The sequence below is a fragment of the Paenibacillus sp. FSL R5-0470 genome, from assembly GCF_037975205.1.
In the GTDB taxonomy this organism is placed as follows: Bacteria; Bacillota; Bacilli; order Paenibacillales; family Paenibacillaceae; genus Paenibacillus_AQ.
The window spans coordinates 1,458,266-1,472,712 of the sequence record NZ_CP150238.1 but is presented as its reverse complement, the minus strand read 5'-3'; the positions used below and the strand labels follow the sequence as shown (position 1 = coordinate 1,472,712).

Sequence of the window (14,447 nt, the reverse complement as noted above, 5' to 3'; positions counted from 1 at the left end):
AAGATTGATAACTAAATATTCGTCGCTTACTATTATATAGTTAAAAACCGAAAAATACAAACTTAACTTTTATTTTCAAAAACTCTCATTAGACCTGAACCCCAACTAAAAGTATACGAAAGTGGTATATACGCTCTTCATTAGGAACGATAGAATCAAGGTAACCATTTCGCCGGGAGACTACATTCAGATTAGCGGACGAAAGAAGTCCTGAAGGGAGATTCAAGATATGTATGATCTATCTATAGTGATTCCTACCCGTAACCGAATCGACGACCTTACGGTGTGCATAGAATCCATTGGCAAGCAGACACAGCTTGAGGACATCTCCATCGAGCTATGGATTGTGGACGACGGTGAGATCCCTGAGGACAGATTAGCCTATTATCGTGAAATACTAACTGGATTACCGCAGGCTAAACTACATTATCATCGCAAAACTAAGCCTGGTCTCTGGCTTTCACGTTACGAAGCGCTAGGACTGATCCATGCAGAAATTATGCTCCACTTAGATGATGATGCAGAATTAGATGACTCCTTATATATTCGACGACTGCTAGATACTTATGCAGCTGATGATTCCATTGTTGGAGTAGGTGGTGTAGCCAAAGGCATACATAGTAGCATGCCAAGCAGGCTATTCGGTATGCTAACCGGACAAATGTCCGGATCACCAGGCAGATTGTCGGCAAGTATGTTTGCAGGCTCGCAATTCCTTTGGGGAGAGAAGGAGCATGTATTTGAAACGGATTTTTTTCACGGATGCAATATGTCCTTCCGGCGTACGGCACTGCGTGATATTAAGCCCTATCCATGGATGACAAGCTATTCCATAGCCGAAGATATTTATTTGTCCCATTTGGCTAGCCGCTATGGCAAGCTTGTAATTAATCCCGCGATGAAGATCGTCCATCATGAGTCGCCAGGCTCTCGCGATAAGGCAGGCGTTGTAGCACGTGCTACCGCCATCAACCACTACTATCTGCTCAACTTGCGTAAAGCTCCTTTTATGAATTATGCTGCCTTGATTTGGACACTGACTTGTCTGACGGCTAAAGCAACTCTAAAACGGAATTTCAAAGCCGTTAACGGATATGCCAAGGGTATCCTCTTCGTATTAAATCCTCGCAAGAATAAATATAGTGAATATATGCTCGATTAAGTAGCATCGTATACTTCTAAATCTGTAGCACCGCTCCGAATCAGGATACGGGGCTTTTTTCTATGTCGCCCGATTATATCCCTAAATGTGTCATGAAATTAATTTCCATCAACTTGTTATCTGGGGTATGATATAAATAATGTGTTTTGTTTTAGAAACTAACTTTATGGATGGTGGAATATGTTCAAGAACAAAAAAACGACGCTGATCCTCGTTGTAATCGTCATCGCCCTCATAGCTGTCGGCGCTTGGCTAATTACTAAGGATAAGGACGATAAAACAGCGGGAACTACGGGTAGCGCAACAACAGCCGGAAAAGGAGAGGAAAAGTCTCTCTCACAAACCTTTTATATTTATGACACTGTTGTGAATATCAAAGTGTTCGGTGCTACAGTAGAACAGAAAAATATGGATGATATCCAGCAGATGCTGGAGCGAATGGATATGGAGCTTAGCCGCACCAAAGAAGGTGGAGAGACTTACGCAGTCAATCAGGCAGCAGGAAAAGAAGCGGTTGTTGTTTCTGACGAGACCCTGGATGTAATTAAACAATCCATACAATACGCAAAGGAAATGGACGGGCTTTTTGATCCTACAATCGGTCCGTTAATCGATCTATGGAATATTGGTAGCGGTGGAAATAAGGTACCTCCCCAAGCTGAAATTGATAAAGCGAAGAGCCTAACCAATTACAAGGACGTTGAAATTGATGAAGCTGCGAAAACTGTAAAGCTGATGAAGGAAAATATGGTGCTAGATCTGGGCGGTATTGGTAAAGGTTATGCTGCTGACCGTATCGCTGATTATTTGAAAGAGCAAGGTCTAAATAGCGCTATGATTAATCTCGGAGGCAGCAGTATTATTGCTCTCGGTAAGAAGCCAAACGGAACGGAATGGAATATCGGCTTACAGGATCCAGATCAAAGCCGTGGCACACAGCTAGGAACCATTAAGATCTCAGATGAGGTCATCGATGCTTCAGGTGTATATGAACGGTATTTTATGCAGGACAATGTTCGTTACCATCATATCCTTGATCCACGCACAGGATATCCCTCACAGAACGGTCTCAAAAGCCTTACCATTATGAGCCCGAATGCAACAGATGCGGATGCCTTATCCACTGGGGTATTCCTGATGGGAATCGAGGAGGGCATGAAATATCTTGAATCTTTACCTGATGATGTTGAAGCTTTCTTTATTACCGACGACAACAAAATCTATGCCACTAAAGGTATAAAAGAAAGAATGAACCTGACAGATCCAACGTACAGCTTCGCAGAGTAAACGAAAAAAGCTTGTCCCATTGAGCCGAAGCTGGCTTTCTAGGGAGCAAGCTTTTTTTGATAGGAGATGGTTCAATCTCTGGCCGTCGAGACTAAGCAACTAAACCATTATATGTTGAAAAGAATTAGGAAAAATATCATGGCTCTAGAAGATCAATATCATAAGATTATGCTGCTGTTCGCTACTTAGACGTTGTACTCAGGTCATAGCTTCGCAGTTTCACTTGCCAAGACCTTATTGAGAAAAATCACAATAGTCTACCGTCTCTGAACGGAGAAGGATGGTGTGGATAGAAAGCGAAAAAATCTGGGTATGTATCAACTTTTATCGGTTTATTTCTTAGAACATCAGTTTTATTTCAATCTACTCCAGTGTAGGAAAGACCGCTTTCTTGCGGCTTACCACTGCAGTTCTCCGCATTACAATCCACGCTCCTGCGTAGGGAGCGACGAAACATACGTATGTGGCATTCTTGATCCAGCAATTTCAATCCACGCTCCCGCGTAGGGAGCGACAAGATATGGAAATACAGAAAGATGATCTCGATAAATTTCAATCCACGCTCCCGCGTAGGGAGCGACCAATACTTACTTTAGGCTGTACGACAACATGTTTATTTCAATCCACGCTCCCGCGTAGGGAGCGACTCGGTGCGTGCGTTGCGTATATGCTGGCGGAGGATTTCAATCCACGCTCCCGCGTAGGGAGCGACTCGTTTCATTTTGTTGAACAACCAGGCTACTGGTAATTTCAATCCACGCTCCCGCGTAGGGAGCGACGGTGCTGTTGATGGCCCTGGTCCGTCATAGTCTTATTTCAATCCACGCTCCCGCGTAGGGAGCGACAAGTAAACCATGAGCGCCAATCCAACGGATATTAGATTTCAATCCACGCTCCCGCGTAGGGAGCGACCTCAGTGTAGTTACCGCCCTCTGTCGCTTTCAATCATTTCAATCCACGCTCCCGCGTAGGGAGCGACCAGAACAACAGGCGTTGATTGACGCAGCTCAAGCATTTCAATCCACGCTCCCGCGTAGGGAGCGACGCGTATATAATCCCAAACCAACGGAACCGGAAATTTCAATCCACGCTCCCGCGTAGGGAGCGACCCCTGCCGGATCGGCAGATTGTATAAAGGGTATATTTCAATTCACGCTCCCGCGTAGGGAGCGACTACTGAGCGATTTTTTCATAAGCCCCCCCGATACGATTTCAATCCACGCTCCCGCGTAGGGAGCGACAAGGTCTGGAAATAGTTTTTCAGAATGAATTCATTTCAATCCACGCTCCCGCGTAGGGAGCGACAACTCTACAAGACCGGCTATTGATCCGATTTCCATTTCAATCCACGCTCCCGCGTAGGGAGCGACGTGACTCCGGTATTTGCAAGAACCAATGTAATAATTTCAATCCACGCTCCCGCGTAGGGAGCGACTCTATATAGTTCTTCCAGTTTACACCAACATACTATTTCAATCCACGCTCCCGCGTAGGGAGCGACGATCGTCCTGTGATGCTATGGGCGGTGTGGTGTTAATTTCAATCCACGCTCCCGCGTAGGGAGCGACCGGATATCGTAAGCCGCGCCGTTGTATACGTAAGATTTCAATCCACGCTCCCGCGTAGGGAGCGACGGTCGCGGAATTAGTGCTTCGATTACCCTAATGAAATTTCAATCCACGCTCCCGCGTAGGGAGCGACTATTCACGACACCCTTGACCTGTCATTTGAATATATTTCAATCCACGCTCCCGCGTAGGGAGCGACGCCACACAGGAGCCGTCAAGGGCGCGTTAGCGGCATTTCAATCCACGCTCCCGCGTAGGGAGCGACGAAAACTATGTAGCAAATCATAGTAACCAACGTATTTCAATCCACGCTCCCGCGTAGGGAGCGACGATAGCTGTCAATAGGTACAGTAATCTTGATAGGATTTCAATCCACGCTCCCGCGTAGGGAGCGACATGAATCTGTAAAAATCAATGTACTAGATACTACAATTTCAATCCACGCTCCCGCGTAGGGAGCGACCTGGAGTCTTTTCAGATGCTTTAAGCATTTCGGTATTTCAATCCACGCTCCCGCGTAGGGAGCGACCAATACTCATTACAAGTTGCGCCTGTTGCATAATATTTCAATCCACGCTCCCGCGTAGGGAGCGACAGCGATTACACCCATAAAAAAGAAAATAATCTTCCTGAAAATTAAAAAATCACTATTTCTCTCGCAATATACAACTTACACTAATTTCACTCAATCATTCTTTTGTAAAAAATGTAATAAATCCGGTGCGAAGGATCCGTGCATTTCATGTGAGCTTCACATTCGCACTACAAGATTAAGGGGCATTCGAGGTCAATGGATTCCTTGATGCCTACATGCTCAACCTTATTTTTGTGGTTATTGCCAAGTTGGTAGAAGCGAAGACTGTCCTCTTTTTCGTTAATAATGCTCTTCAGTTTGATTTTCAATTCAGCAAACTGTGTAGGATCTACTACACATTCAAACACCGAATTCTGAACCCGTTGTCCGTAATTTTGGCAGACCTTAGCGACTCTCCGCAACCTGGATTGGCCTATACTGCTGGTGGTGCTTACATCATACGTAATCAGAATCAGCAATTCTCACACCTACTTCCATAGAAAGGGAGGATACTCGTCCAGATCGTTCCTCAAATGACGAGCTAATAGCAGCGCTTGGGCGTGGGGAACCAGTCCCCAGTTTATTTTCTCTCCCAAATATGGATGGGTGATGTTCTCTTGCTTCTTATTCTGCCAAGCAGCAAGAAATTTTTTGCGGGCTTCGTCGGTCATAATGACAGCGCCGTTTTCTTTTTTGAGGAAGTCCTCTTTATGAAAAAGCTTCTTGTTAATCAACGACAAAACGAACTTATCAGCGAAGACTCCCCGTAGCTCCTCCATCAGATCCAACGCCAGAGAGATTCTTCCCGGCCTGTCCCGGTGCAGAAATCCTACATAAGCATCCAACCCAACAGCTTCCAGTGAAGCGGCAGTATCATGGGACAATAGCGTATAGGCTAGAGATAACATTGCATTCACATTGTCCAGCGGAGGTCTACGGGAGCGCGAATGAAAATTGAAATCGTCTTTCTGTTGCAAAATCATCTGATCAAACAGTTTATTATAACTAACCGCAGCCTGCCCTTCTAACCCGCGCAAACGGTCTAGCTGTTCGCAGACCCTTACCTCAAGCAGAATAGAGGATAAATGCCGGGAAGTCTCTTTAAACTGCTCAACATCAATGCGCAAGGGATAATCACGTGTCATCCGCTCCAGCATCCATTTGTGATTGTAGATTTTACCTATAATAAAATTGCGGGCGATCCTGGCAGACAACTGCTCATCCTCTGAGAGAAGATACTGCTTTTTTCTCAGCACCACATTTCCCTTGCTTGGCCCGATCACTCTGGCAAGGAATCTACCATTCATCGTCAGAAACAGCAGTGAAATGTTCCGCTCTGCACAATAGCCCATCAAAGCCGGGCTGGCCCCTGTATACCCGAAGGCAACTATCGACTCCAGATTATGAAGTGGCAGTCTGCCTAGCTTCTCCTCGTCCTTCAGAAGAACAATGTTATCCCCATCCAAAGATAAATAGACTGAGGGCTGTGTGATATATAACGTATTCTGAAGCTTTTTCATTCTTTGATTTTCCCTTCAACATAGCTTTTTACAGTCTGTTTATTCATTAACTTAGGCAAACAAATGTGCTGAAGGGAGCAACTTTGGCAAAAAGGGCCTATTTTCACTTTAGGAGTGTGCCTCCGACGATAGTAGTCTTGCATCTCTCTCACGATTGTTTTCACCTTGGACTTGAGATCTGGGGTAAGCCGAACTTCAATCCTGTGTTTGATCTCATCGTAAAATAAATAGCCTGTTGGGACATCACACAGCAGCATTTCTTCCAGGCACATCGCTTGTGCGGCCAGTTGCAGGATATCTTCATCGTTAACCTTGGGCTTGCCCCGTTTGTATTCAACCGGGAAGGCAATGTACTTGCCCTCAGCACCATTAATCGGCACACCCTCATCATTCTTCACAAACTCTACAACATCACATATACCGGATATATTCAGTTCTCCTGACCTTACCGGCATCGCTCGGACAATGAGCTTATCCCCCCGCTTCTCTCTTATAAAGGGCTGATCCGCATTTCGATGCAGATGTTGCCCCTCAACGGTCTTAACATTCTCTGCCCATTGTTGTTCGATATGAATTAATGCCCACTGGCGTTTACAAAATTGAAAATGCTGTATCCCGGATAGCATCAACTCATCGTCTTCATTATAAGCCATTCAATTCCTCGGCTTTCAGACCTTCGAGTTCATAAAGCTCAATTGTATAGTCCTCAATACGTTTAGGCTCCTCAACCTTTGCCTTTACATCAAGCGAACGATGCACTTTTGCAGAAGAATATTGTCCTAGTCTGGAGCTGTGTTCCCACCAGTACAACTTATGTACCTCCATGCTGCCATCCGGTCTAGCAGAGGATACGTCATTTTCAAAAAGCGATCGTAGCGCCTCTTTGATCTTGCCAGAGTCTTCATTGGTAAAGCCCGTTTTTTCAGCCAATTGTGTATTGATGCTGCCGTAAAAAACATAGACCCCAAAGTCTACACGGTGCTTCATCCCCATCGTATCTGATCCCCGGTCTTTTCCCGGTTCGGAATTCACGCTTTTAGTAATTTGCAGACTTGTAATGTCAATAGGACTGACACTGGTCGCGGTATGAATGGATACTGGTCCTCGGACACCGACAGATACGCTGGATCCTTTGCTATCTGCTTTAAATGCAAACACTTGGCCAAAGCTACGCACATCAAGCCACTCCTGACAAGCAATAGCGGCAAATTCATCGTTAGAGCTAGTTTTAGCCTTGAAGATTTTTTCCAATTCGGAATTTGCTTCCGCACGTTCTCTCAAACTATTAAAAGCGTCTGACTTACGATCATTAGACTGGACAAAAATTGCTTCACCCATATCTTGCAGTCGGTTTCTAATTTTCCGTTTCAGAGCCACATCCGAAATCTCACCAAAACCATCATAGTTCTGGCGCGGACGGTTGCCATTCAACGGATCGCCATTTGGGTTAGCCTTGGTTACAGAAAGTACAACAGCAAAATCTATTTTATGATCCAATGTAGTCATTATTCATTTCTCCTTTTTATTTAGAAGTTTCTTCAGACTCTTTAGATTCTTTGTTCTTATCCTTACTTTTGTACAGCTCATGACGTTGGCTATAGAAACCGAGCAAATATTTACCGGATAACGCGGTATTATTGAAAGTCTCTGTTGTAAATTTTGATGCGACTTCATCTATCAAACTGGAGTAATAGGTAGCTTTTGCACCAAGCTTTGCCTGATGTGGTTGTAAAGCGGCCTGAATGATTCCCCAGGTTCTCTCAGGATATCTGGAGAAGGAATTCATATACCTGATGGCATTAGTAGATCTTTTCTCATCGGCATCTAATGCCCTTCTTTCCAATACATCGGCAATCGCCAACAATCGCCCAAATAAGTAACTACGGTCTAGATTCTCAATTTCTAGCGCCATACCATATCTCTCCTTTTTGTTAATCAAGGCACAAGTAATACTAAGTGTCTTCTCCCATTCCCATTTCTCCATTGCTACCGGATTAGAGGCACGGTGGATAGCACTTCTGACAATATCCACCGGGATGTGGCGGCCATCTACAATACAAGGAAGCATTCGCTCCATAAGTCCTTTGATAACCTTATCGTTGGCATTAGGCCCATATGCGGCAAAAGCAATATCTTTGGTGGACGGCGCACCATAGAACTGGGATGTTTCTCCGTCATTTTTACGATAACGATGCATCCAGGCACAGGTTGAATGCCATTCGATCAGCTTGTCCAAATACATATTTTTGTCCATATTCCGGTAATACAGAACGGCAAGTCGCCCGGTAGTTGCAGAATCGAGGACCAGAATATTAACATTCGATTTATCTTCCTTATGAAGACTGTTGCGGTATCCGCCGATAGCCTTCGCAACCTCGTTTGCAAACACCTCATTGCTGTCGCTGATTCTTTTAGTTATTGCCTCAGCGTCCGGGTTAAGATTGAAGAAATCCTCTGTTGGATCGGGGATATTAAGGTCATTGTTACCCCAGACAAGGAACACGCGTTGGTCAATGATCTTAGCCTGACGGTTAATCAGCCATTTCAGGGCATTATGCGCTTTCTGCGAAACCTCATAACTGATACTGGCTGCATCGCTGCTGTGGGTAAATCGCCCCCGGAAGGTAAAACCACTATTATCGTTAGCTGAAATAAGCTTAGCCTTATCTCCTGCATTTCGGATTTTATTGGCGTGTCTGTCCGTGCTAGGAAGCAGTTTGCCTGATACATAACAGTAGTCGTCTGCTCCTAGCTGGTGACTGTAGAACCTTACAAAAGAATCATAGACCTCGGGATCTTTCCACACACTCTTCGTTGTCCGATTAGGTGAATGAACATTAAACCGTATAAATGCACTTTCCTGTTCACCGGCTATCAGCGAGAAGAGCTTAGGCTTCTCTCCATGCTGATCTTCATACTTCTTGTCCCATTTTTCAATGAGTCGCCCACTCTCGTCTAGGAACAGTACCTTCGCTTCTACCAAATCCTGAATTAATCTACGTTTGCTTAAGTAGCTGTAAATACTCTTTACCTTTTCACAGGAGTAAATAGAGTCTGCCCATTCTTCAAGATTTTTGATATAGGTGGCAAAAGGTTCTTCTTTCTTGATCTTTCCACCATAGGCGACGAAATCGCCGGCTACATAGCTTAATTTATCATGCAACGGATACGGAGCAACCTTAGATCCCGCGCGACTAGCGGATTCTTCTGTGCAAGGAATCAGTGTACTAATATCCTCTTTAGCGATCACATCAGCTGAATGAAATTCGCCATCCTCCGTAATTTCCACAACAATATGCGCATTTTGAGTGGTGTGGGAGACAGGCAGAAGGGTGTATTCACGATCATTATTTTTCCGCTCTATAATGCCTACACGATCCAGATTGGACTCATAAGTCTCGTATAAGTTCAGTAGCCAGCTCATGAATTCCCCTCCATTTCCAGCTCTTCCAACAGTTCTTCTGCGGATTGAACATTAGTCTCGTTGAACAGCTTGGGCTGCATGTCTGAAATTGTACGTACCTGCGTACATTCCTCCGGCCGGGTAAAACGGATAACGCCATCCCTCATCACCGGATTCCACAACCGTATCTCCATATGCGTTCTTCCAGTCTCATCAGGGTAATTGATGCCATGAACCATGTTACCCAGGTGAATCTCACCATAGTTATCATAGAATCCAGGCTCCTCACCGAAGACACAGGGTTCTACATAGGCTTGGCATTCTCTCGCCCCAAGAAAGATATCTCTACGGCCTCCGACATTTAAGGAACGCTTCAAAATATTGTGATGCTTATGTTCGTTGCGGTCATGTTCTAGCTCTGAACGATTCATATTGAACTCAAAATGTGCCCGAACCTCGTAGCATACATCCTTCAAGTAGGTATAGTTGGCTAACGTGTTGCCTCCGCCGTATTCAATCGGACGGATTCCTTTGGATTCCATCCGAATTGCGTTCACAATACGAACCTCGTCTACTATGAATAAAAGAGTCGGCTTCCAATAGACAGCTTCAACAATCCCTTTTAACGCCTGATAAGTTGGCACACTGTACGTCAGCTTCTCACCCCCCAATTTGGTTAGCGGATCTGTGAAAAGAGCATATTTTCCGTACACCTTAAATTCAATTCCATTTCTCATCGTTTATTCAGCCTCCTTTCCAAAAATGCAGCTTTAATTGCTTCACCACATGCGCAGCTCAAACGGACTGTCATTCTCCAGATTGAGCCCATAACTCTCATGGTAAGCCCCTTCGGTCAGAGCCAACACTTTGCCGTCCAGGTACGCTACCAGAGCATTATTCTTGCTTAACTGCTCTTTCTCATGCTTAAAAATATTGATAGTATACTGCTGTGCTCTACGAAGTAAGCGTGTAAGGTCCTCGATGCTCTGCTGCCCGTTCAAATCCGTAATTATTCCTGCCCCCTCCCCAAAGGGAACGATTACAGAGGTGGTATGACTATCAATGACCTCGAAATGCTCGGCAGCAGTCTTATAGCTATTAACTAAGAACAGTGGCAATGCTTCTTGATGTCTCTGACGATATGCTTGGTAATACTTATTTTCCATCCGCGGAGACGACAATAAATCCGTCATATCTTCCCCAAGCTTGGAAATGAAATAATTCAGACTAGACTCAAACTCCGTATAAAATTCTTGAAAATACCTTTCCATCGCCTGCACAGACAGAAGGCTACCACCATGAGAAGACGGATCACGCTTCAGATCTACGAGAATCTTCGCTGAGATTTCCTTACCTCTTTTAATTTCTTTTAATCTGTCCAGCTTTTCCTCCGCATGATCAATGACATACACCTGCTGTACATCATCCTCACCGTGTCGGTTGCATCGACCTGCCGCCTGCGCGATGGAATCCAATCCCGACAGAGAACGAATGACACACTTGAAGCTTACATCGACCCCAGCTTCGATAAGCTGTGTACTAATACAAATGACTGGACTGCGATTCTGAAGTTTTCCCTTCACCTCTGCCAATATCTCATTACGATGAGCTGCACACATGGAGGTGCTCAAATGATACACAGACACAGGTAGACTCTGCTCCTGCAGCTTCTGGTATAACGTTTTAACTACTGTTTTGGTATTAAGAATGACGAGCACACTCTGTACTTCTTCTACCTTTTCCATAACAAAATCTGCAAGCTTGTCGCTATCAAACTGTTCACCTGTTGCCCTGTCCACGATATCCACCCGTTTGAATGCTTGGATGACATGATCAAGGCCGCTTATCATTTCAGCTTCCGGCTCGATGTTTAGCTTATGTTGAACATAATCCAACTCAGGTTGGGTAGCCGTACAGAGTACAATGCTGGAATTGGCGTGGCTTTTCAAAAAATTTACCGCTTGATTAAACAGCGAGATGCACGACACAGGAACCTTCTGAACCTCATCAAAAATAATCACCGAATCACTTAAATTATGAAGTCTACGGATGTTTCGGCTGCCGTCAGCATAAAAGACATTTAGAAATTGTACCATTGTGGTAAAGATAATAGGAGAATCCCAGTTATCCTTAGCCAGCTTTAATTTTTGCCGAATGTTGATCAGGCCGTCTTCAAGTTCATCATTCTCTGTTTCCTCTTCAACCACATTAGAATGATGCTCCAGAATGTGAGCCTCATCTTGCAAAATGTCGCGGACTTCTTTTGCATTCTGTTCGATAATTGTTGTATAGGGGACTACATAAATGATATGCTTCTTCCTGAAAATCTTGGCGTGCTTAAGTGCGTATCGTAAACTCGCCAGCGTTTTACCGCCGCCTGTGGGAATGGACAACGTATATATGTCAGATGGCTTGTTGGCAAATTGGTCGCATTGATCCGACATTTCTCTTCTTAAGAGATTAATAGGTGAACTAGCATCTTCTTGTGCTGCAAAGGAATCAATTTGGAGCATTAGTCTATCGTAAAATAATCCAAATATTTCTTCTGGAACGAGAGATTCGCTAGAATTGTTTTCTTCAAAACAGCCAGTATTTGTTCGATCTGCATCGATCAATGCGCTAAAGATAAATTTACTCAGAAACATAAGCTGCTGCTCTCTACTAGTCTCAGAGTCTTTTTTTAAATAAACATCCAATTCCTTGACAGCTTCATCTACATATTCGTGAAACGTCGTCTCATTTATCACATGCTTGAAAAAGTTGGTTTTAGACCACTCAAACTCCTCCAGCTTCTTATCCCGTACGCGATTCAAGTAGTTAGATTCCAAATTTGGATTTAAAAAGTCCTGTAAATACGAGTGGTGAGAAATAATCGCATTTCCCACGATTTCAGCCAAAAGCATTCTATTCATCATAACCGCTTTGTCGGAGCTGCTTTTGGTATGATCATGAAACAGGTCAAATAGTAGTTTGCCACCCGCAGTGGAGTGATCTACACTTCCCCTCTTGGGCGGGGCCTCCGGATGGTTCACAGCCATTAATATGTATTCCTTAAATTCTTCTGTATATTTGCCCATATCATGCAACATACCAGCCAATCCCGCAATGTGTCCGACACTCAATTTGTCACCAAAACCCTCAGCCAAAACTTGCACTCCCAATAAGTGCTCACCAACGGTCTGCACCTTCTTGTCACTTTCCCTTATATGGGCAATGTATGCCATTTCATTCCTCCTTTAGGGACGAATCAAAATATGTCTTGAGATGCAGGAGATTACTCACTCCTTCCTAAGAAAAAAGAACTACTTATACTATACTAATTCCCCAATATCTCTCAATTCCCTTGCCTATTCCCTAAATTCCCTGGATATTTGTGAGTTTTTTGTAAAAAACATTTCCAATATTCTGGATCTAATCATGAGATTTAATGTTTGAAGGTAGTAAGGGATAAATATGCAGTGAAAATTTGAGTGGGTAAAGATTTATTCAGGGGGATTGTTCATATTCCTCTGTGGGAAGAGGCAATTACGGGGTTTGAACACTCGATAAATTTTGAATTCAAGCCACACAATCGTATAGGGAAGAAAGATGAACACCGTACGTTTGTATCCTGACTTGAAACGGATTCATTCCATACTCTCACGTAGGGAGCTACCGGATTTTTAGGCAACGTTGCCCTTGGCATATAGCATTTCAATCCACGCTCCCACGTAGGGAGCGACAGGATGCGCCTATGCCTATTCCCTTTTCAAGCTCATTTCAATCCACGCTCCAACGTAGGGAGCGACACTATTAACGTAAATCTAAAAGACATAGTGTTAGCATTTCAATCCACGCTTCCACGTAGGGAGCGACAATTTGATTACTGCCTTTGTCATAGCATCGATTGATTTCAATCCACGCTTCCACGTAGGGAGCGACAATTTGATTACTGCCTTTGTCATAGCATCGATTGATTTCAATCCACGCTCCCACGTAGGGAGCGACTTTTCAAACAGCTCATAGAGCCATTTCATATATTTCAATCCACGCTCCCACGTAGGGAGCGACGTACTCTGCCAACACAGCAGAGATCAACTTCATATTTCAATCCACGCTCCCACGTAGGGAGCGACGAGCAGATTTATGCTGCCACTTCTTCTGTGCGAGATTTCAATCCACGCTCCCACGTAGGGAGCGACAACTCTAAGACTTGTTTCACATCACTGACATGCTATTTCAATCCACGCTCCCACGTAGGGAGCGACAAAACATATCTACGCTGCTACTTGGGCTATTGATTTCAATCCACGCTCCCACGTAGGGAGCGACTTCAACACACAGCGATACGTTCCATCGCTCATTTATTTCAATCCACGCTCCCACGTAGGGAGCGACTATAGCGACTAGCAATCGTCCGTTGATAGAGTCATTTCAATCCACGCTCCCACGTAGGGAGCGACGTAGGTATATAGTATAAATAAACTTTCAGCTGAATTTCAATCCACGCTCCCACGTAGGGAGCGACAGAATCAGAAGATATAGAAGACCTCACTGTAGCGATTTCAATCCACGCTCCCACGTAGGGAGCGACTTGCTTCCAGTACACAATGTGCATAAACAACGTATTTCAATCCACGCTCCCACGTAGGGAGCGACGATAAATCGAATTTAGTAGGACCGACAGAAAAAATTTCAATCCACGCTCCCACGTAGGGAGCGACGCTTACTGCTGTTGTACTTGCATATCTCCCTTGGATTTCAATCCACGCTCCCACGTAGGGAGCGACTCTACCGTAGTGGTATCGACTACGTGAACGATGGATTTCAATCCACGCTCCCACGTAGGGAGCGACAGTTCACGTTAATATACGCTGTTGCGTCTTCTACCATTTCAATCCACGCTCCCACGTAGGGAGCGACACCTACGCCCAGTAAGGGTTACACTTATTTA

9 protein-coding genes and 2 CRISPR repeat arrays (1 of these 11 cut by a window edge) are annotated in these 14,447 nt (G+C 44.5%); of the genes, 2 read left to right on the top strand and 7 right to left on the bottom strand.

Going from position 1 to position 14,447, the window contains the following annotated elements; genetic code table 11:
- Positions 1 to 229 precede the first annotated feature (229 nt).
- Together MKY99_RS06455 and MKY99_RS06450 are read left to right on the top strand one after the other, a co-directional pair.
- Complete coding sequence (locus MKY99_RS06455) at positions 230 to 1,162, top strand: glycosyltransferase family 2 protein (RefSeq protein ID WP_339269399.1); 933 nt, start codon at positions 230 to 232, stop codon at positions 1,160 to 1,162.
- A 180-nt stretch (positions 1,163 to 1,342) separates the two neighbouring features.
- A complete protein-coding gene (locus tag MKY99_RS06450) occupies positions 1,343 to 2,449 on the top strand; it encodes an FAD:protein FMN transferase (protein WP_339269397.1) in 1,107 nt (368 codons plus the stop codon).
- A 418-nt stretch (positions 2,450 to 2,867) separates the two neighbouring features.
- A CRISPR array of direct repeats spans positions 2,868 to 4,612; the repeat unit is 32 nt; unit sequence ATTTCAATCCACGCTCCCGCGTAGGGAGCGAC.
- Positions 4,613 to 4,779: 167 nt separating this feature from the next.
- On the opposite strand, the gene cas2 is transcribed toward MKY99_RS06450, so the two are convergent.
- From cas2 to cas3, 7 genes are read right to left on the bottom strand one after another with little or no spacing between them, the layout of a single operon-like run.
- Positions 4,780 to 5,070, bottom strand: coding sequence for a CRISPR-associated endonuclease Cas2 (gene cas2, locus MKY99_RS06445; RefSeq protein WP_339269396.1), 291 nt, complete (start codon positions 5,068 to 5,070; stop codon positions 4,780 to 4,782).
- Between the two features lie 9 nt (positions 5,071 to 5,079).
- Positions 5,080 to 6,111: a type I-C CRISPR-associated endonuclease Cas1c gene (cas1c, locus tag MKY99_RS06440; protein ID WP_339269394.1), complete on the bottom strand. Its 1,032-nt coding sequence runs from the start codon at positions 6,109 to 6,111 to the stop codon at positions 5,080 to 5,082.
- Positions 6,108 to 6,764, bottom strand: coding sequence for a CRISPR-associated protein Cas4 (gene cas4 / locus MKY99_RS06435; protein ID WP_339269392.1), 657 nt, complete (start codon positions 6,762 to 6,764; stop codon positions 6,108 to 6,110). The genes cas1c and cas4 overlap by 4 nt, the downstream gene beginning before the upstream one ends.
- On the bottom strand, positions 6,754 to 7,617 hold the full coding sequence (gene cas7c, locus MKY99_RS06430; RefSeq protein WP_339269390.1) for a type I-C CRISPR-associated protein Cas7/Csd2: 864 nt from the start codon (positions 7,615 to 7,617) through the stop codon (positions 6,754 to 6,756). Before cas7c ends, cas4 begins: the two co-directional genes overlap by 11 nt.
- Positions 7,618 to 7,633: 16 nt before the next feature.
- Positions 7,634 to 9,535 (bottom strand): type I-C CRISPR-associated protein Cas8c/Csd1, encoded by a 1,902-nt coding sequence (cas8c, locus tag MKY99_RS06425; protein ID WP_339269388.1) that lies wholly within the window; start codon positions 9,533 to 9,535, stop codon positions 7,634 to 7,636.
- Positions 9,532 to 10,251, bottom strand: coding sequence for a type I-C CRISPR-associated protein Cas5c (gene cas5c, locus MKY99_RS06420; protein ID WP_339269387.1), 720 nt, complete (start codon positions 10,249 to 10,251; stop codon positions 9,532 to 9,534). Before cas5c ends, cas8c begins: the two co-directional genes overlap by 4 nt.
- Positions 10,252 to 10,293: 42 nt before the next feature.
- On the bottom strand, positions 10,294 to 12,738 hold the full coding sequence (gene cas3, locus MKY99_RS06415; protein ID WP_339269385.1) for a CRISPR-associated helicase Cas3': 2,445 nt from the start codon (positions 12,736 to 12,738) through the stop codon (positions 10,294 to 10,296).
- 399 nt (positions 12,739 to 13,137) lie between these two features.
- A CRISPR array of direct repeats spans positions 13,138 to 14,447; the repeat unit is 32 nt; unit sequence ATTTCAATCCACGCTCCCACGTAGGGAGCGAC (it continues 169 nt past the right edge of the window).